General features: G+C 70.1%; 16 protein-coding genes (1 of these 16 running past the window's edge). 12 read left to right on the forward strand and 4 right to left on the reverse strand.

The window, feature by feature from the left end; translation table 11 throughout:
* The first annotated feature begins 7 nt into the window (after window positions 1-7).
* The 3 genes from mycP to OG753_RS30045 all read left to right on the forward strand — a co-directional run bounded on the left by mycP (window position 8) and on the right by OG753_RS30045 (window position 2,221).
* Window positions 8-1,300, forward strand: coding sequence for a type VII secretion-associated serine protease mycosin (gene mycP, locus OG753_RS30035; protein WP_405790846.1), 1,293 nt, complete (start codon window positions 8-10; stop codon window positions 1,298-1,300).
* Between the two features lie 216 nt (window positions 1,301-1,516).
* Window positions 1,517-1,864 carry a hypothetical protein gene (locus OG753_RS30040; protein WP_327264734.1) on the forward strand — a complete coding sequence of 116 codons (348 nt, stop codon included), beginning with the start codon at window positions 1,517-1,519 and terminating at the stop codon, window positions 1,862-1,864.
* A gap of 45 nt (window positions 1,865-1,909) precedes the next feature.
* The gene (locus OG753_RS30045; protein WP_401691688.1) at window positions 1,910-2,221 is read left to right on the forward strand and encodes a WXG100 family type VII secretion target; all 312 of its coding nucleotides are present in this window, start codon (window positions 1,910-1,912) and stop codon (window positions 2,219-2,221) included.
* A gap of 84 nt (window positions 2,222-2,305) precedes the next feature.
* Here OG753_RS30045 and OG753_RS30050 read toward each other — a convergent pair whose 3' ends face one another.
* Window positions 2,306-2,551, reverse strand: coding sequence for a DUF397 domain-containing protein (locus OG753_RS30050; RefSeq protein WP_327264736.1), 246 nt, complete (start codon window positions 2,549-2,551; stop codon window positions 2,306-2,308).
* 123 nt (window positions 2,552-2,674) lie between these two features.
* Window positions 2,675-6,631 (reverse strand): type VII secretion protein EccCa, encoded by a 3,957-nt coding sequence (gene eccCa / locus OG753_RS30055; RefSeq protein WP_405790848.1) that lies wholly within the window; start codon window positions 6,629-6,631, stop codon window positions 2,675-2,677.
* Window positions 6,632-6,827: 196 nt separating this feature from the next.
* Here eccCa and eccD point away from each other — a divergent pair, with 196 nt between their 5' ends.
* From eccD to OG753_RS30085, 6 genes are all read left to right on the forward strand, one after another.
* Complete coding sequence (gene eccD / locus OG753_RS30060) at window positions 6,828-8,348, forward strand: type VII secretion integral membrane protein EccD (RefSeq protein WP_405790849.1); 1,521 nt, start codon at window positions 6,828-6,830, stop codon at window positions 8,346-8,348.
* Window positions 8,349-8,533: 185 nt separating this feature from the next.
* Complete coding sequence (rpsO, locus tag OG753_RS30065; RefSeq protein ID WP_030011220.1) at window positions 8,534-8,821, forward strand: 30S ribosomal protein S15; 288 nt, start codon at window positions 8,534-8,536, stop codon at window positions 8,819-8,821.
* Between the two features lie 306 nt (window positions 8,822-9,127).
* Window positions 9,128-11,350: a polyribonucleotide nucleotidyltransferase gene (locus OG753_RS30070; protein ID WP_033223039.1), complete on the forward strand. Its 2,223-nt coding sequence runs from the start codon at window positions 9,128-9,130 to the stop codon at window positions 11,348-11,350.
* The gene (locus OG753_RS30075) at window positions 11,347-12,726 is read left to right on the forward strand and encodes a pitrilysin family protein (protein ID WP_327264739.1); all 1,380 of its coding nucleotides are present in this window, start codon (window positions 11,347-11,349) and stop codon (window positions 12,724-12,726) included. The genes OG753_RS30070 and OG753_RS30075 overlap by 4 nt, the downstream gene beginning before the upstream one ends.
* 26 nt (window positions 12,727-12,752) lie before the next feature.
* A complete protein-coding gene (gene dapB / locus OG753_RS30080; RefSeq protein WP_405790851.1) occupies window positions 12,753-13,505 on the forward strand; it encodes a 4-hydroxy-tetrahydrodipicolinate reductase in 753 nt (250 codons plus the stop codon).
* 16 nt (window positions 13,506-13,521) lie between these two features.
* Entirely contained in the window at window positions 13,522-13,974 is a 453-nt protein-coding gene (locus OG753_RS30085) for a hypothetical protein (protein ID WP_327264741.1), read from the forward strand.
* Window positions 13,975-14,009: 35 nt separating this feature from the next.
* Here OG753_RS30085 and OG753_RS30090 read toward each other — a convergent pair whose 3' ends face one another.
* Together OG753_RS30090 and OG753_RS30095 are read right to left on the reverse strand one after the other, a co-directional pair.
* Window positions 14,010-14,570, reverse strand: a complete 561-nt coding sequence (locus tag OG753_RS30090; protein WP_327264742.1) for a hypothetical protein — start codon at window positions 14,568-14,570, stop codon at window positions 14,010-14,012.
* A 48-nt stretch (window positions 14,571-14,618) separates the two neighbouring features.
* Window positions 14,619-14,858, reverse strand: coding sequence for a hypothetical protein (locus OG753_RS30095; RefSeq protein ID WP_327264743.1), 240 nt, complete (start codon window positions 14,856-14,858; stop codon window positions 14,619-14,621).
* Between the two features lie 223 nt (window positions 14,859-15,081).
* Here OG753_RS30095 and thyX point away from each other — a divergent pair, with 223 nt between their 5' ends.
* The 3 genes from thyX to OG753_RS30110 all read left to right on the forward strand — a co-directional run.
* Window positions 15,082-15,822, forward strand: coding sequence for an FAD-dependent thymidylate synthase (thyX, locus tag OG753_RS30100; protein ID WP_401691681.1), 741 nt, complete (start codon window positions 15,082-15,084; stop codon window positions 15,820-15,822).
* Window positions 15,823-16,022: 200 nt separating this feature from the next.
* Complete coding sequence (gene dapA / locus OG753_RS30105; protein WP_327264744.1) at window positions 16,023-16,922, forward strand: 4-hydroxy-tetrahydrodipicolinate synthase; 900 nt, start codon at window positions 16,023-16,025, stop codon at window positions 16,920-16,922.
* A gap of 124 nt (window positions 16,923-17,046) precedes the next feature.
* Window positions 17,047-18,621: the 5' portion of a ribonuclease J gene (locus OG753_RS30110; RefSeq protein WP_327264745.1), read on the forward strand. 111 nt of this gene lie beyond the right edge of the window; only the first 1,575 of its 1,686 coding nucleotides appear in the window; it begins with the start codon at window positions 17,047-17,049; its stop codon lies beyond the right edge, outside the window.

The following is an 18,621-nucleotide window of genomic DNA, read 5'->3' on the forward strand; positions in this document are numbered from 1 at the left end:
GCCGCCGATGATCCGGACCCACGCGCCCGGGCGGACGCCCCTGGCCGCAGCCCTCGCCGCCGGCCTCGCCCTGGCGTTCGTCGGCGCGGGAGCGGCCGCCGCGGCCGAAGCAGGCGCGCCGCAGAGCCCGTACGCGCAGACCCCGTACCGGCACGCCCCGGACGAGCTGAGCCTCGACGGCGCGGGGGAGTGCACCTTCCCGATGAAGAAGCAGATCGCGGACCGCCCCTGGGCCCTCCAGCGGCTGCTCCTCGACGAGCTCTGGGCGCAGACCAGGGGCAAGGACAAGAACGGCAGGAGCATCCGCGTCGCCGTCATCGACACCGGCGTGGACCGGGCGAACCCGCAGCTCAGCGCGGCCATCGACACGGGAGCCGGCAAGGACTTCGTCGACCCCAAGGGCGGCGACGGCACGATCGACACCGTCGGCCACGGCACCAAGGTCGCCGGGCTGATCGCGGCGCGCCCCCAGGAGGGCACCGGCTTCGTCGGCCTGGCCCCCGACGCCACGATCATCCCGATCCGGCAGAACGACGGGCAGGGCAAGGGCAACGCCCTGTCCCTGAGCCAGGCCATCGACCACGCGGTGGCCAAGGGCGCCCAGGTGATCAACATTTCCCAGGACACCGACGCACAGCTGACCGCCGACTCCGAGCTCGGCAAGTCCGTCCAGAAGGCCCTCGCCGCCAACATCGTGGTGGTGGCCTCGGCGGGCAACGACGGCACGAGCGGCGAGAAGCGCAAGACCTACCCGGCGGCCTTCCCCGGAGTGCTCGCCGTGGGCGCCTCGGACCGCAACAACGAGCGGGCCGTGTTCTCCCAGCCCGGCGACTTCATCGGGGTCGCGGCGCCCGGTGTCGACATGGTCTCCACCGTCCCGGGCTTCGGCCAGTGCATCGACAACGGCACCAGCTTCTCCGCGCCGTACGTCGCCGGCGTCGCCGCCCTGCTGCGCGCCGAGCACGGTGACTGGTCCGCGCAGCAGATCGTCTGGCAGATCCAGAACACGGCCGAACGTGCCGTCAACGGGCGTGACGACTACGTCGGTTGGGGTGTCGTCGACCCGGTGCGGGCACTCACCCACGACCAGCAGGCCCCCAGGGCCCCGGTCCCCGACCCCGGCCCGCCCCCGGCGGCCGCACCCGAGGCGGCGGCCCTGCACCTCACCGAGACCGCCCAGGAGCGCGAGGAGAGGTTCGGCACGTACGCTCTCGGCATCGGCGCGGTCCTGATCGCCGTCATCGCGGGTACGGCGACGGTCGTTCGGGACTCCCGCAACCGTCGGGGCCGTTTGCAGTGAACGGTCACAGTTCATCAACGGAAGCGTCCCGCCAGTGTTGGGGCCCTGCAGTGAACTGGCTAGAGTGACACCAGGCTTCACGAGTGTGATCGGGGGATCGCGTGAAGCGGAGGGGGGCGACCCGGGTCGCGCGGCTCACGACCGCGCCGGCACGTCCATCCGCTCCGCCACGCAATCCGCCGGTTCTGCCGGCGATTTGAGAAGTGAGGAGCTTCGATGAGCACGAACACCTTCGGACTTGCAGACGATCCGGTCGTCCAGGCGAAGAACAAGATCGAGACGACGGCCGACGCCGTCACCAAGCAGGCTCGCGAGCTGGCCGACATCCTCGCCACCGTGAGCGCCGGCTGGACCGGTGTGGGTGCCGGCGGCTTCAGTGCCGCCCAGCTGACCCTCAACGACAGCCACGACGAGATCCGCCGGCTGCTCGGGGTCCTGTACAACGCGGTCGCGCAGACCAAGAACCTCAGCAACGCCCAGGACCAAGAGGTGTTCGACGCCTTCAAGGCGGTCCAGCCGACCCCCGCCGCCACCACCCCCCGCTCGGGCCTCGAGCACGTCTGACAACGCGCCGCCATTCCAGCCGGCCGCAGCGAGTAAGGAGAGAACATGTCGGGCAACAACGACGGGCACACCCGGGTACGGTACGAGACCGTTCAGCAGATGGCGGACCGCATCCGCATCGTCTCCAAGAACATCCTCAAGGACCTTGCCGATATGGAGCAGGCCCTGAAGGTCGTCACGGACACCTGGGACGGTGAGGCGCACACCGAGTACGTCAACCTCCAGACCAAGTACAAGGCCAAGGCCGACGTGATGAACGCCGAGCTGGAGAAGATGGCCAAGCTCATCGAGCGCGGCAAGGGCGACTACCGCGCCACCGACATCAAGGCCTCGCGCCTGTTCACCGAGGCCTACTGAGACCGGGGACACCACGCAGGTCCGCACACGCCGAAGGGGCGCGCCCGCACCGGGCGCGCCCCTTCGGCGTGTGCTCCGGCCCGTTCAGGGCTCGTGCCGGTCGAGGTCGAACTCGCCGTCCCTGGCTCCGAGTACGAACGCCTCCCACTCGGCCGCGGTGTAGCGCAGCACCGTGTCCCGGTCGAGCGAGGACCGCATGGCCACCGCGCCCTCGGGGAGCCGGGCGATCTCGACCCGCTCCTCGTCCGGGCTGGTCCCGGGCGGCCCTTCCCACTCCACACCGCTGATGTCGAGCGCGTACAGCTCGTCCTTCTCCTGCTGGGTGCCCATGGGCGGCCTTTCCCTCGGTGGCGCGGTCTTCACCACCGATTATCGGGGCTGCGGCGACGGCCGGGACGGCTTTCCACCCGATCCCCCGGAGCCGGGCGGCGCCGCCGGCCCCGGGGGAGGGGATCACATGCCGCCCGGCATCCGGCCGAGCTGGACCAGCGACGTACCGCGCTTGCGGGAGGCGAAGTAGGCCCGGCCCGGCGGCATCGGGCGCGGCCGCACGTTGCCGACCAGATCGCCCTCGGAGGGGTCGCCGGACAGCACGATGCCCTGAGCGCCGAGCTCCTTGAACCGCTGCATGAACGGCTCGTACAGCGAGCGCGAGGCACCCGCAGAGTTGCGCGCGATGATGAAGCGGACACCCGTGTCCCGGGCGAAGGGCAGGTACTCCACCAGCGGCCCCAGCGGATTGCCCTGGCTGGTCGACACCAGGTCGTAGTCGTCGATGATGATGAACACGTCCGGGCCCGTCCACCAGCTGCGGTCCCGCAGCTGCTGCGGCGTGACGTCGTCCGGCGGCTGGCGCCGCGAGAACACCCCGCCCAGTGCCTCCATGTGCATCTGCAGGGAACTCACCATCGGCGCGTACTCCAGCAGGTGCTCCTCCGGCAGCGCCCCGAGCAGGCCGCGCCGGTAGTCGCCCACCACCAGGCGCGCCTGGTCCGGTGTGTAGCGCTCCGCGATCTGCTTGGCGATGAGCCGCAGCAGGTTCGTCTTGCCCGATTCGCTCTCGCCGAAGACGAGGAGGAAGGGGTCGGACTCGAAGTCGATGAACACCGGCTCCAGATCGGTCTCGTCGATGCCGATCGCGATCCCGCGGCCCGGGTACTCCCCGCCCTTGGGCAGCTGGTCGGAGCGCAGCAGCCGCGGCAGCAGCCGTACGCCGGGAGCCGCCGGCCCCGTCCAGTTCTGCTTCACGGACTCCACGAAGGCCGCCGTGGCCTCGGACAGGTCGCCCGCCTCGTGCGAGCCGTCGATCCGCGGCAGCGCGCCCAGGAAGTGCAGCCTCTCCGGCACCTGGCCGCGTCCCGGCATCCCCGTGGGGACGTTCGCCGCGACCTTGCGGTCGAACTCGGAGTCCATGGTGTCGCCGAGCCGCAGCTCCAGCCGGCTGAGCATCTGGTCCTTGAGCGCGGCCCGCACCTCCATGTAGCGGGCCGCGGTGATCACCACGTGGATGCCGTAGCCCAGACCGCGGGAGGCGATGTCCGTGACGATCTGCTCCAGGCCGTCGTACTCGCCCCGGAAGTTGCCCCAGCCGTCGACGATCAGGAACACGTCGCCCCACGGCTCGCCCGGCAGGTCACCGGCCGCCCGCCGGCGCCGGTACGTGCCGATCGAGTCGATGTTGTTCGAGCGGAAGAACTCCTCGCGGCGGTTGAGGATGCCCCCCACCTCCGCGACCGTGCGCCGGACCCGTTCCGGGTCCAGGCGCGAGGCGATCCCGCCCACATGCGGCAGCTCGGCGACCGACGACAGACTGCCGCCACCGAAGTCCAGCCCGTAGAACTGCACCTCGCGCGGGGTGTGCGTGAGGGCGAACGAGGAGATCAGCGTCCGCATCAGCGTCGACTTGCCCGACTGGGGCCCGCCGACCACCATCAGGTGGCCCGCCGCACCCGAGAAGTCCCGGTACAGCACCTCGCGCCGCTGCTCGAACGGCTTGTCGATGAGGCCGAGCGGCACGACGAGCCCGCCGGGCCGCGTGTACCCGTCCGCGTGCAGACCGCGCTCCGCGCTCGGCGCCAGCGCCGGCAGCAGCTGGTCCAGCGGCGGAGCCTGGTCCAGCGGCGGCAGCCACACCTGGTGCGCCGGCACCCCCTGACCCTCCAGCCGGCTCACGATCACGTCCAGCACCGTGTCCGCGAGCGCATCGTCCCCGCGCGCCGACTGCTCCGCCAGGTACGCCGGGTCCGGAGCCGCGTACACCACCGGCACCGGGGCCGCCGTGAACAGCGCGGGCCGCCGCTCCACCGGGAACTGCCCCACCGACAGGTCCGGCCCGCCCGAGCGGTAGGTGCCCGAGACGTACGCCGCCTTGAAGCGGGTCATCTCGTCCGTGCCGAACTTCAGATAGCCCGAACCGGGCACCGACGGCAGGTGGTAGGCGTCCGGCACACCGATCGCGGTACGCGACTCCGCCGCCGAGAAGGTCCGCAGACCGATCCGGTACGACAGGTACGTGTCCAGCCCGCGCAGCTTGCCCTCCTCCAGGCGCTGCGAGGCCAGCAGCAGGTGCACACCCAGCGATCGGCCGATGCGGCCGATCTGGATGAACATGTCGATGAAGTCGGGCTTCGCCGTCAGCAGCTCGCTGAACTCGTCGATGACCAGCACCAGCGAGGCCAGCGGCTCCAGCGGGGCACCGGCCGCGCGGGCCTTCTCGTAGTCGTGGATGTTCGCGTAGTTGCCGGCCGAACGCAGCAGCTCCTGACGGCGCTGCAGCTCACCGCGGATCGAGTCGCCCATGCGGTCCACGAGCGTGAGGTCGTCCGCCAGGTTGGTGATGACCGCCGCGACGTGCGGCATCTGCCCCATGCCCGTGAAGGTCGCACCGCCCTTGAAGTCGGCGAGTACGAAGTTCAGGGTCTCCGAGGTGTGCGTCACCGCCAGCCCCAGCACCAGCGTGCGCAGCAGCTCCGACTTGCCGGAACCGGTCGCACCCACGCACAGACCGTGCGGGCCCATGCCCTCCTGCGCGGCCTCCTTCAGGTCCAGCATGACCGGCGCGCCGTCCTCGCCCACACCGATCGGCACGCGCAGCCGCTCACCGGCCGACCTCGGCCGCCAGGTCCGCGCGACGTCCACCGCGGCGGCGTCGCCCAGGTTCAGCAGGTCGGTGAAGTCCAGATTGGCCAGCAGCGGCTCGTCGTCGTCCCCGCCGCCGGTGCGCATCGGCGCCAACTGACGGGCCAGCGCCTCCGCCGCGGGCAGCGACAACGCGTCCGGGACGCCCTCGTACGCGACGCCCGCGCCCGATTCCAGACGCAGCCGGCCCGGCCGCACCACGACCGACAGCCCGCCGCGCGGCTCGTCCAGCTCGCCCGCGACCACCTCCACGATCGTGACGCCCTGCAAACCCTCGGCGGCCGCGAACACCGAGTCCGGCGGCACCATGCCACCGTCCAGCACGACCACCAGGTGAGGCTGGTCCAGCACCGGGGACACCTCCCGGCTGAACCGCGGCCGCCCCTCCAGCCGGTTCGCCAGCAGCCCCTCCAGCTCGGCGAGGTCATCGCCGAACAGGCGCTTCGTACCCGCCCCGTCGACCTGACCGGGGACCTGCGTGTGCGGCAGCCACTTCGTCCAGTCCCACGAGGGCACCGCACCCGGCGCGGCCACCACGGCCACCACCAGGTCCTCGGGGGAGTGCAGCGTCGCCAGCTGCGCCACCATCGCCCGGGCGGTACTGCGCGCCGAATCCGGCTCCCCGGACACCGTGACGTGGTAGAACGCCCGGATCGACAGCGCCACCGGCAGCCCGTCCAGCGAGGAGTGCACCTTCAGGAACCGCTGCATCGCGCCCGCGGTCAGCGGCTCCAGCTCGTCCACCGGCGCGGTCTCCGGCGCCACCAGCGGCGTCGCCAGGCGCTGCACGCCCAGCCCCAGCCGCGCCTGCCCGAAGTCCTGGTCGCCGACCCGCCGCTCCCACAGCCGCGAACCCTCCGCCACCACCGACCACAACTGCTCCGGGGCCGGGTGCAGATACAGCTGCGCGTCCCGCTGCGCCCGCGCGGTCCTGCGTACCTGGCGACGCGTCTGCGCGAGGTACTTGAGGTAGTCCCGGCGCACATCGGCCATTTGCCCCTGCGTACCACGCCGGTGGCGCACCAGCTGCGCGACCACCATGGCCACCGTCGACACCAGCATCAGCACACCCATGATGCGCATGAACGGAGCCGCGCCCGGCATGAAGAAGAAGACGACGGAGGAACCCATGCCGAGCATCGGCAGGAGCTGCATCAGCATGCCCTCCTGCTGCCCGCGCGGAAGTTCGGGCGGAGCCTCCAGTCGCAGCTCCTCCGCCGGAACCTCCGGCGGCAGGGACCGCGGCGGGCGTTTGACGACGATCTGGCTCACCGGAGCATCAATCCCTCGAAAACGGACGGGACGTCGCAACCGGCGCCCCCAAGTCCCGGGCGCGAAGGGGGTATCCCCCACGCGACGGTGATCCTACTTGCCGACAGTCGCTCATAAGCCCGGTAGGGTGACGCGCGCAGCATGCGCATCCGCGAATCGTCCGCCGGTGCGGGCGCCGAATTGGGGGGTCACACAGGTGAGTACGGCCGGCACGACGGGTTTCTGCAGGGTCACCGTCGTGGCCCCCGACAGCCGCATCGACGTCGCCCTCCCCGAGGACATCGCCGTCGCCGACGTCTACCCCGAGCTGCTGCGCCTCACCGGCCAGACCCAGCCCGTCGGCGCCCCGACCGGTTTCCACCTCGTACGACGCTCCGGCACCGTCCTCGACGGCGCCCGCACGCTCGCCGGCCAGCAGGTCCTCGACGGTGAGGTGCTGAGCCTGCGCCCCTTCGCCGAGTCCCTCCCGCCCGCCGTGTTCGACGACGTCTCCGACGCCGTGGCCTCCGCCGTCGTCCGCGACCGGCACCGCTGGAGCGACGACATGCTGCGCGGCGCGGGCCTGGCCGGCGCCGCGCTGCTGCTCGTCATGCTCGGCTTCGTCCTCTGGTACGCCGACCCGCTGCGCCACGACATGCACGGTCTGCCCGGTGTCATCGCGGGCGCCGTCGGCGTCCTGCTCACCGCCGTCGCCGGGGTGCGCGCCCGTGTCTACCGCGACCGCCTCTCCGCCGTCGCGCTCGGCCTCGGCGCCCTCCCGCACCTGATGATCGCCGGCTCCGGGATCGTCGGACCGGCCCTCGGGCACGGCCCCGGCCGCCTCCAGTTCCTGCTCGGCTGCGTCTGCGCCCTGATCGCCTCCGTCGCCCTGGTCGCGCTCACTCCCAGCGGTGACGCCCCCTTCGTCGCGGCCACCTTCGTCGCCGCCACCGGAACGATCGCCACCTTCGTGGCCATCGCCACCGAGGCCTCCGCCACCTACACCGCCGCCGTCTGCGCCCCCGTGGCCATCGGCCTCGTCGCCTTCCTCCCCGGCCTCTCCGCCCGCTTCGCCCGCCTGCCCATCGGCTACGCCGCCCCGCAGAGCGCCACGGACGAGTACGTCGACTACGCAGGGACCCCCGACCGGTACGAGACCGAGCCCTACGGAGAGCACTCCGGCTCCGACCACAACGATCCGGCAGCCGCCCCGCTCGACGCCGAGGCCATCGCCGCCCAGGCCCGCCGCGGCCACGAGATGCTCCTCGGCCTGGTCGGCGGCTGCGCCGCGGTCACCGTCGCAGCCGCCGCCGTCCTCGGTTTCTCCGACAACACCTGGGCCCGCCTGCTGGCGCTGACCGCCGGCCTCGCCATGCTGCTGCGCGCCCGCCTCTTCCGGTACACCTCCCAGGTGGTCTGCGCCCTGGCCGCGGGCCTCGCGGCCATCGCGCTGCTGATCCTGGGCCTGTCCCTGCACCCGCCGACCGGCCTGCTCGAGGCCCTCCTCCTGGAGAACGACCGCAGCGGCCTGGACCTCCGTACGATCTGGCTGACGGCCGCCGTCGCGGCCGGCGCGGCCCTCCTCGCGGGAATTGCGCTTGTCATCCCCCGCAAGGGCCTGTCACCCTTCTGGGGAAGGCTGCTCGACCTCACCGAGGCGGCGGTCCTGCTCGGCCTGGTGCCGCTCACCCTGGCCGTTCTGGACGTATACGCCCGCGCCAGGGCTCTCACCAGCTGAGACGCGACGGAGCGGCAGCCTGGTACGCTGTGTGACGGCCGTTTGTGTACGCGTCCCCCGGATTCCTCGCCAAGAGGGTCTGTGGACTGCGCTCAGCGGACCCCGCCTCCCGAGTAACGGAAGCTCCCCAGAGACTCAGACCTGGGGCACTCGGTGGCAACGAAGACCTAAAACGAGGAGTACGCGTGCCGCTCGACGCCGCTACGAAGAAGCAGATCATCACCGAGTTCGGTGCCAAGGAGGGCGACACCGGCTCCCCCGAGGTCCAGGTTGCGATGCTCTCCCGCCGCATCTCGGACCTGACCGAGCACCTCAAGACGCACAAGCACGACCACCACTCCCGTCGTGGTCTGCTGATCCTGGTCGGCCAGCGTCGCCGCCTGCTGCAGTACCTGGCCAAGAAGGACATCCAGCGCTTCCGTACGCTGGTCGAGCGCCTCGGCATCCGCCGCGGTGCGGCCGGCGCCAAGTAAGACGTGTGAAGGGAGCGGTTCCCACATCCGGGGGCCGCTCCCTTTGCTGTACGTGCGGGACGGACCGGACCCTTTGTAGTCTGGAACGGACGCACGTGTACGTCCGACGACGAGACGTGCACAACTGAAGAGGAGGAGCGCCCTCCCACGCCGCCGGTCCTCGGTAGTGGCACCCGGAATGCCCCCAGGGGGCAACGAACCGGGTGCTTCGATCGAAGACCGGCCCGCACGCCAGGAGCGCTTCTCCGCAACCGTCCACCGCCACACGGGCGACGGACGGAGACGACGAAAATGGAGAAAACGCTAGTGGAGAACGAGACCCACTACGCCGAGGCCGTCATTGACAACGGTTCCTTCGGCACCCGCACCATCCGCTTCGAGACGGGCCGTCTGGCCCGCCAGGCCGCCGGCTCCGCCGTTGCCTACCTGGACGACGACACGATGGTGCTGTCCGCCACCACCGCGTCGAAGAAGCCCAAGGACCAGCTCGACTTCTTCCCCCTGACGGTGGACGTCGAGGAGCGGCAGTACGCGGCCGGCAAGATCCCCGGCTCCTTCTTCCGCCGTGAGGGCCGCCCCTCCGAGGACGCGATCCTCACCTGCCGCCTGATCGACCGCCCGCTGCGCCCGTCCTTCAAGAAGGGCCTGCGCAACGAGATCCAGGTCGTCGCCACGATCATGGCGCTCAACCCCGACCACCTGTACGACGTCGTGGCGATCAACGCCGCCTCCGCGTCCACGCAGCTGGCCGGTCTGCCCTTCTCCGGCCCGATCGGCGGCGTCCGCGTCGCGCTGATCCGCGGCCAGTGGGTCGCGTTCCCGACGCACACCGAGCTCGAGGACGCCGTCTTCGACATGGTCGTCGCGGGTCGCGTCCTGGAGGACGGCGACGTCGCGATCATGATGGTCGAGGCCGAGGCCACCGAGAAGACCATCGCCCTCGTCAAGGGCGGCGCCGAGGCGCCGACCGAGGAGGTCGTGGCCGCCGGTCTCGACGCCGCGAAGCCCTTCATCAAGGTCCTCTGCAAGGCCCAGTCGGACCTGGCCGCCAAGGCCGCCAAGCCCGAGGGCGAGTTCCCGGTCTTCCTGGACTACCAGGACGACGTGTACGAGGCCCTCGCGGCCGCCGTCAAGGGCGAGCTCTCCCAGGCGCTGACCATCGCGGGCAAGCAGGACCGCGAGGCCGAGCTGGACCGCGTCAAGGAGATCGCCGCCGAGAAGCTCCTCCCGGCCTTCGAAGGCCGCGAGAAGGAGATCTCCGCCGCCTACCGCAGCCTGACCAAGGCCCTGGTGCGCGAGCGCGTCATCAAGGACAAGGTCCGCATCGACGGCCGCGGGATCACGGACATCCGTACCCTCGCCGCCGAGGTCGAGGCCATCCCGCGCGTGCACGGCTCGGCGCTGTTCGAGCGTGGCGAGACCCAGATCCTGGGCGTCACCACCCTCAACATGCTCCGCATGGAGCAGCAGCTGGACACCCTCTCCCCGGTGACCCGCAAGCGCTACATGCACAACTACAACTTCCCGCCGTACTCGGTCGGCGAGACCGGCCGCGTCGGTTCGCCGAAGCGCCGCGAGATCGGCCACGGCGCGCTCGCCGAGCGCGCGATCGTGCCGGTCCTCCCGACCCGCGAGGAGTTCCCCTACGCGATCCGTCAGGTGTCCGAGGCCCTCGGCTCCAACGGTTCGACGTCCATGGGCTCGGTCTGCGCCTCCACCATGTCGCTGCTGAACGCCGGTGTGCCCCTCAAGGCCCCCGTCGCCGGTATCGCCATGGGCCTGATCTCCCAGGAGATCGACGGCAAGACGCACTACGTCGCCCTCACCGACATCCTCGGTGCGGAGGACGCCTTCGGCGACATGGACTTCAAGGTCGCCGGCACCAAGGAGTTCGTCACCGCCCTCCAGCTGGACACCAAGCTGGACGGCATCCCGGCCTCCGTCCTGGCCGCGGCCCTCAAGCAGGCCCGCGACGCCCGCCTCCACATCCTCGACGTGATGATGGAAGCGATCGACACGCCGGACGCCATGTCCCCCTTCGCCCCGCGGATCATCACCGTCAAGATCCCGGTGGACAAGATCGGTGAGGTCATCGGGCCCAAGGGCAAGATGATCAACCAGATCCAGGAGGACACCGGCGCCGAGATCACGATCGAGGACGACGGCACCATCTACATCGGTGCCTCCGACGGTCCGGCCGCCGAGGCCGCCCGTGCCACGATCAACTCGATCGCCAACCCGACCATGCCCGAGGTCGGCGAGCGCTACCTGGGTACGGTCGTCAAGACCACCACCTTCGGTGCCTTCGTCTCCCTCATGCCCGGCAAGGACGGCCTGCTGCACATCTCGCAGATCCGCAAGCTCGCCGGTGGCAAGCGCGTGGAGAACGTCGAGGACGTGCTCGCGGTCGGTACCAAGGTCCAGGTCGAGATCGCCGAGATCGACCAGCGCGGCAAGCTCTCGCTGGTCCCCGTGATCGACGGCGAGACCGCCGGTGACGACGCTGACAAGGACGACTCCGACAAGTGATGTCGCGTAGTTCCCGTGTGACGGCCCGCCCCTCTTCGGAGGGGCGGGCCGTCGCCCGTACCCAAACCCTCCTAAAGGGCAGCAACGGCATCGGCACCGTCCGGCGCACGGTCCTGCCCGGCGGGCTGCGCATCGTCACCGAGACGCTGCCCTCCGTCCGCTCCGCCACCTTCGGCATCTGGGCGCACGTCGGCTCCCGTGACGAGACGCCCACGCTGAACGGCGCCACGCACTACCTGGAGCACCTCCTCTTCAAGGGCACCCACAAGCGCAGTGCCCTCGACATCTCCTCCGCGATCGACGCGGTCGGCGGAGAGATGAACGCCTTCACGGCGAAGGAGTACACCTGCTACTACGCCCGGGTGCTCGACACCGACCTGCCGCTGGCCATCGACGTGGTCTGCGACATGCTCACCGGCTCGCTGATCCGCGAGGAGGACGTCGACGCCGAGCGCGGGGTCATCCTCGAAGAGATCGCGATGACCGAGGACGACCCGGGCGACGTCGTGCACGACCTGTTCGCGGAGACCATGTACGGGGACACCCCGCTGGGGCGCCCGGTCCTCGGCACCGTCGATACGATCAACGCGCTGGGCGCCGAGCGGATCCGCCGCTTCTACAAGAAGCACTACGACCCGACGCACCTGGTCGTGGCCGCCGCCGGCAACGTCGACCACAACAAGGTCGTCCGCCAGGTCCGCGCCGCCTTCGAGAAGGCCGGTGCGCTGACCCGCACCGACGCCGAACCGATCGGCCCGCGCACCGGCACCAAGCGCATCCGCACCTCCGGCCGCGTCGAGCTGGTGAACCGCAAGACCGAGCAGGCCCACGTGGTCCTCGGCATGCCGGGCCTCGCCCGTACCGACGAACGCCGCTGGGCGCTCGGCGTACTGAACACCGCCCTCGGCGGCGGCATGTCCTCGCGCCTCTTCCAGGAGGTCCGGGAGAAGCGCGGCCTCGCCTACAGCGTGTACTCGTACACCTCGGGCTTCGCAGACACCGGCCTGTTCGGCGTGTACGCGGGCTGCCGCCCCAACCAGGTGCACGACGTGCTCCGGATCTGCCGCGACGAGCTCGACAAGGTCGCGACCGACGGACTGGCCGACGACGAGATCAAGCGGGCCATCGGCCAGCTCTCCGGGTCCACCGTCCTCGGCCTGGAGGACACCGGCGCGATCATGAACCGCATCGGCAAGAGCGAGCTGTGCTGGGGCGACCAGATGTCGGTCGACGACATGCTGGCCCGGATCGCGGCCGTGACCCCGGACGACGTCCGCTCGGTCGCACAGGATGTACTCGCCCAGCGGCCCTCGCTCGCGGTGATCGGCCCGCTGAAGGAGAAGCAGGCCGCCCGTCTCGACGAAGCGGTCGCCTAGTTCCGTACGGCAAGTAAGGAAGCAAGATGAGCAAGCTGCGCGTGGCAGTCCTCGGAGCCAAGGGCCGGATCGGCGCCGAGGCGGTCAAGGCGGTCGAGGCCGCCGAGGACATGGAACTGGTCGCGGCGCTCGGCCGCGACGACAAGCTGGAGACGCTGGCCGAGGCCGGCGCCCAGGTCGCGGTCGAGCTGACCACCCCGGCGTCGGTGATGGGGAACCTGGACTTCCTCATCCGCCACGGCATCCACGGAGTGGTCGGTACCACCGGCTGGACCGAGGACCGCCTCGCCCAGCTGAACACCTGGCTCGCCGGCTCGCCGCAGACCGGTGTGCTCATCGCCCCGAACTTCTCCATCGGTGCCGTCCTCACCATGAAGTTCGCCGCCCAGGCAGCCCGCTACTTCGAGTCCGTCGAGGTCGTCGAGCTGCACCACCCGAACAAGGTCGACGCCCCCTCCGGCACGGCGACCCGTACGGCGCAGCTCATCGCGGCCGCCCGCGCCGAGGCCGGCCTCGGAGCCCAGCCCGACGCCACCGCCACCGCCCTCGACGGCGCGCGCGGCGCGGACGTCGACGGCGTCCCGGTGCACGCCATCCGCCTGCGCGGCCTGCTGGCCCACCAGGAGGTGCTCCTCGGCGGCGAGGGCGAGACCCTGACCATCCGTCACGATTCCCTGCACCACAGCAGCTTCATGCCGGGCATCCTGCTCGGTGCGCGCCGAGTGACGCTGACCCCGGGCCTCACCTTCGGCCTGGAACACTTCCTCGACCTGGGCTGACCGGACTGATTTCACGATGCGCGCGAAGATCACGTACTTCATCACGGCCGCCGTCCTGGTGGTCTACTTCGTCCTGGTCGGCAGCCGGGGCCTGATGCTGATCCGGCACGGCACCCTGCTCACCGTCACCTTCGGGGTGGCCGTGCTGATCCTGCCGGTCATCGGTGTCTGGTTCCTCTGGCAGAACACCCGGTTCGTCACGCGGGCCAACCTCCTCGCGACCGAGCTGGAGGCCGAGGGCGGACTGCCCGTGGACGAGCTGGAGCGGGACAAGTACGGGAGGATCCTGCGGGATTCCGCCGACGAGGTCTTCGCGCGCCGCAAGGCCGAGACCGAGGACGCGCCGGGGGACTGGCGCAGCTGGTTCCGGCTCGCCGTCGCCTACCACGACGCCCGGGACACCCCGCGGGCGCGCAAGGCGATGCAGCGGGCGATCTCCCTGCACGACAAGAAGCCCGTACAGGTCTGATCCCTGCACGGGCTTCCGGTGGCGGTTCGGGCCGGTCAGGCGGCCACGGGCCGGTACTCGTCGGCCCACGCCCCCACCGTGTCGGCGGCCCGGTCGAAGGCCTCGGTCCGCGACAGGAAGTCGGCGTTGTGGTCGGTCAGCAGCACGGGCGGCTCCGCGCCGTCCGGCGCCGACATCGTCAGTGCCTGCCCCTGCACGGTCCTCGGCAGCCCGAGCCAGCGCACCGGCTGCTGCACCGTACGGAGCTCACCGATCTCGCTCCAGGCGGTGGTGCGGGTCACGAAGAACCCCACCCGCCGCAGCCCCGCCGGGCTCACCCATACGCCGACGCGCAGGGTCTGCACCGCCGAGCCGACGACTGCGAGGGCGGCGATCAGGCAGATGACGGCCCCGCCCGAACCGCCCGCGAAGGCGACGATCATCGTGGCCAGCAGCATGAAGGCGGACAGCAGGAGCAGCAGCGCGCCGATGCCCACGCGCCAGGGGCCGGGCCGGTAGGGCCGACGCCAGCGGTCCTGGTCGGCATGGGCCAGGATTTCGTCGCCGTCGTCGTCCGCATCGGATACGCCGTCGGCCGTCAGGAAAGGCAGGGGCACGGCTGGACCTCACTCACATGCACGTTCGGTTGGGCTGTGCCCGTGAGGCTACCGCCCCTGGGACGCCTCCGACTGCTGCGACTTCTCTGGCACCTTGCTCGGCTGCAGCGCGGGCATACCGAAGAGCAGTGAGCCGGCGAGCCCCGCAACCACGGTCAGTCCGACCAGGGTACGGGCGGCCAGCTGCGTCCTGCCCAGCCGCTCGCGGGGCGGCGGAGTGACGTTGCTTCGGAAACGGTCGGCCTCGGAGACGAAGGCGAACGGGACGGGTTCGCGCCGGAGGAACATCAGGGTGAATCTCCTCGGGGTGGGTGGATGCGGGTTCTTCTAGTGAGGACGTACGAGCCGTCCAATCCGTGCCGGATTTCGGGACATTAGGAAAAATTCATGGCGGTGCGTCAGCTGTGCGACGCCCCTCGCACACTCCGTGCACCGCGTGCGTCGGCATGGGCCCCGCGAGGGGCGCCGTAGAGTGGGCGCGCCCCAGGACGCACGTTTGGAAGGACCCCCGGTGAGCGAAACCGCCGCTTCAGATCTGAAACCCAGCTTCCGCAGTGACGTGACGGTGGAGCTGGTGAAGCACTCCGCCGCCGACTCCGACGTGCTGTGGGCCGCTCGCGTCTCCACGGCCGGCGAGCAGTCCCTGGAGGAGCTGCAGAAGGACCCGGAGCGTTCCAAGGGCCTCATCAACTACCTGATGCGCGACCGCCACGGCAGCCCGTTCGAGCACAACTCCATGACCTTCTTCATCAGTGCCCCGATCTTCGTCTTCCGCGAGTTCATGCGTCACCGCGTGGGCTGGTCGTACAACGAGGAATCGGGCCGCTACAGGGAGCTCGAGCCGGTCTTCTACGTCCCGGACGCCGAGCGCAAGCTGGTCCAGGAGGGCCGCCCGGGCAAGTACGTCTTCGTCGAGGGCACCCGGGCGCAGCAGGAGCTGACCGGTCGCGTCATGGAGGACTCCTACGTGCAGGCCTACGAGGCCTACCAGGAGATGCTCGCGGCGGGCGTGGCCCGGGAGGTTGCCCGTTCGGTCCTGCCGGTCGGTCTTTTCTCCTCGATGTACGCCACCTGCAACGCGCGCTCGCTGATGCACTTCCTCGGTCTGCGCACGCAGCACGAGCTCGCAGCCGTTCCGTCCTTCCCGCAGCGGGAGATCGAGATGGTCGGCGAGAAGATGGAGCAGCACTGGGCGAAGCTCATGCCGCTGACGTACGCCGCCTACAACGGCAACGGTCGCGTTGCCCCGTAAGGGCCGGTACACCTACGGCGTACAGATGTGCGGCGTTAAGTCCCAAGTGTCCGTATTGCGACGTTTCGTAAACTTCATCTAGGCTGATCAAACGGACCCGGCACTGCTTGAACCCCCGAGCAGGCAGTGCCGGCGTCCAACACCCTGTTGACGTCCCCCGAGGGGACACCGCGAGCATGGCAGCGAGTAGCGTGTTACCCATGGCTCCGATCTCGACTCCGCAGACCCCCTTCGGGCGGGTCCTCACCGCCATGATCACGCCGTTTACGGCGGATGGCGCACTCGACCTCGACGGCGCGCAGCAGCTCGCCGTCCACCTGGTGGACGCAGGCAACGACGGCCTGATCATCAACGGCACCACCGGTGAGTCGCCGACCACCACCGACGCGGAGAAAAACGACCTCGTACGAGCCGTACTCGAAGCCGTCGGAGACCGCGCCCACGTGGTCGCCGGCATCGGCACCAACGACACCCGCCACACCCTCGAGCTGGCCCGCCAGGCCGAGCGCACCGGGGCCCACGGCCTGCTCGCCGTCACCCCGTACTACAGCAAGCCGCCGCAGGAAGGCCTCTTCCGGCACTTCACGGCGATCGCCGACGCCACCGGGCTGCCGGTCATGCTCTACGACATCCCCGGCCGCAGCGGTGTCCCGATCGACACCGAAACCCTGGTACGACTGGCCGAGCACCCCCGTATCGTTGCCAACAAGGACGCCAAGGGCGACCTCGGCCGGGCAAGCTGGGCCATCGCGCAGAGCGGCCTGGCCTGGTACTCGGGCGATGACATGCTGAACCTGCCGCTCCTGTCGGTCGGCGCGGTCGGCTTCGTCTCCGTCGTCGGCCACGTGGTCACCCCGGACCTGCGCGCCATGCTGGAGGCCCACCTGGGCGGAGACGTCCAGAAGGCGACCGAGATCCACCAGAAGCTGCTCCCGGTCTTCACCGGCATGTTCCGCACCCAGGGCGTCATGACCACCAAGGGCGCGCTGAACCTGCAGGGTCTGCCCGCGGGCCCGCTGCGGCTCCCGCTGATCGAGCTGACCGCCGAAGAGACGGCCCAGCTCAAGATCGACCTTGCCGCCGGCGGGGTACAGCTCTGACAACAGACTTCACAACCGAATACGCGCGAACAATCGAATACGGAACAGACAACAGCAAGTGCACGAATGACATGCGCGCCACGTGCCTTCCGGGGTACGTGGCGTGCGTGGTGAGGAGACACTTTTGAGCCATCCGCATCCGGAACTCGGTCCGCCGCCGAAGCTGCCCAAGGGCGGCCTCAGAGTCACCCCCCTGGGTGGTCTCGGCGAGATCGGCCGCAACATGACCGTCTTCGAGTACGACGGCCGTCTGCTGATCGTCGACTGCGGCGTCCTCTTCCCCGAGGAGGAGCAGCCGGGCATCGACCTGATCCTGCCGGACTTCACGTCCATCAGGGACCGCCTCGACGACATCGACGGCATCGTCCTCACGCACGGCCACGAGGACCACATCGGCGCCGTCCCCTACCTCCTCCGGGAGAAGGCGGACATCCCGCTGATCGGCTCCAAGCTGACGCTGGCCCTCATCGAGGCGAAGCTCCAGGAGCACCGCATCCGCCCCTACACCCTCGAGGTGAAGGAAGGCGAGCGGGAGGCCCTCGGCCCCTTCGACTGCGAGTTCATCGCGGTCAACCACTCCATCCCGGACGCCCTGGCCGTGGCCATCCGCACCGGCGCCGGCCTGGTCGTGGCCACCGGCGACTTCAAGATGGACCAGCTCCCGCTGGACAACCGCCTCACCGACCTGCACGCCTTCGCACGTCTGAGTGAAGAGGGCATCGACCTCCTTCTCTCCGACTCCACGAACGCCGAGGTCCCGGGCTTCGTCCCGCCCGAGCGCGACATCTCCAACGCCATTCGCGGAGTTTTCGCGAGTGCCCAGAAGCGGATCATCGTGGCGTCGTTCGCCAGCCACGTGCACCGCATCCAGCAGATCCTCGACGCCGCTCACGAGTTCGACCGCAGGGTCGCCTTCGTCGGCCGCTCGATGGTCCGGAACATGGGCATCGCCCGTGACCTCGGCTACCTGAAGGTCCCGGCCGGTCTCGTCGTCGACGTCAAGACTCTCGACGACCTCCCGGACGACGAGGTCGTGCTGGTCTGTACGGGTTCGCAGGGCGAGCCGATGGCCGCCCTGTCCCGCATGGCCAACCGCGACCACCAGATCCGGATCGTCCCCGGCGACACCGTGATCCTGGCGTCGTCGCTGATCCCGGGCAACGAGAACGCGGTCTACCGCGTGATCAACGGCCTGACCCGCTGGGGCGCCAACGTCGTCCACAAGGGCAACGCCAAGGTGCACGTCTCGGGCCACGCCTCGGCCGGCGAGCTGCTGTACTTCTACAACATCTGCAAGCCGCGGAACCTGATGCCGGTCCACGGCGAGTGGCGCCACCTGCGCGCCAACGCCGAGCTCGGTGCCATGACGGGCGTCCCGAAGGACCGCATCGTCATCGCCGAGGACGGCGTGGTCGTCGACCTGATCGACGGCAAGGCCCGGATCTCCGGCAAGGTCCAGGCCGGCTACGTGTACGTGGACGGCCTCTCGGTCGGCGACGTCACGGAGGCTTCGCTCAAGGACCGCCGGATCCTCGGCGACGAGGGCATCATCTCGGTCTACGTCGTGGTGGACAGCACCACCGGCAAGGTCGTCACCGGCCCGAACATCCAGGCCCGCGGCTCCGGCATCGACGACTCCGCCTTCTCCTCGGTCATCCCGAAGATCGAGGAAGCCATCGCCCGCGCCGCGGCCGACGGC

It is taken from the genome of Streptomyces sp. NBC_00029, assembly GCF_045160505.1.
Lineage (GTDB): Bacteria > Actinomycetota > Actinomycetes > Streptomycetales > Streptomycetaceae > Streptomyces.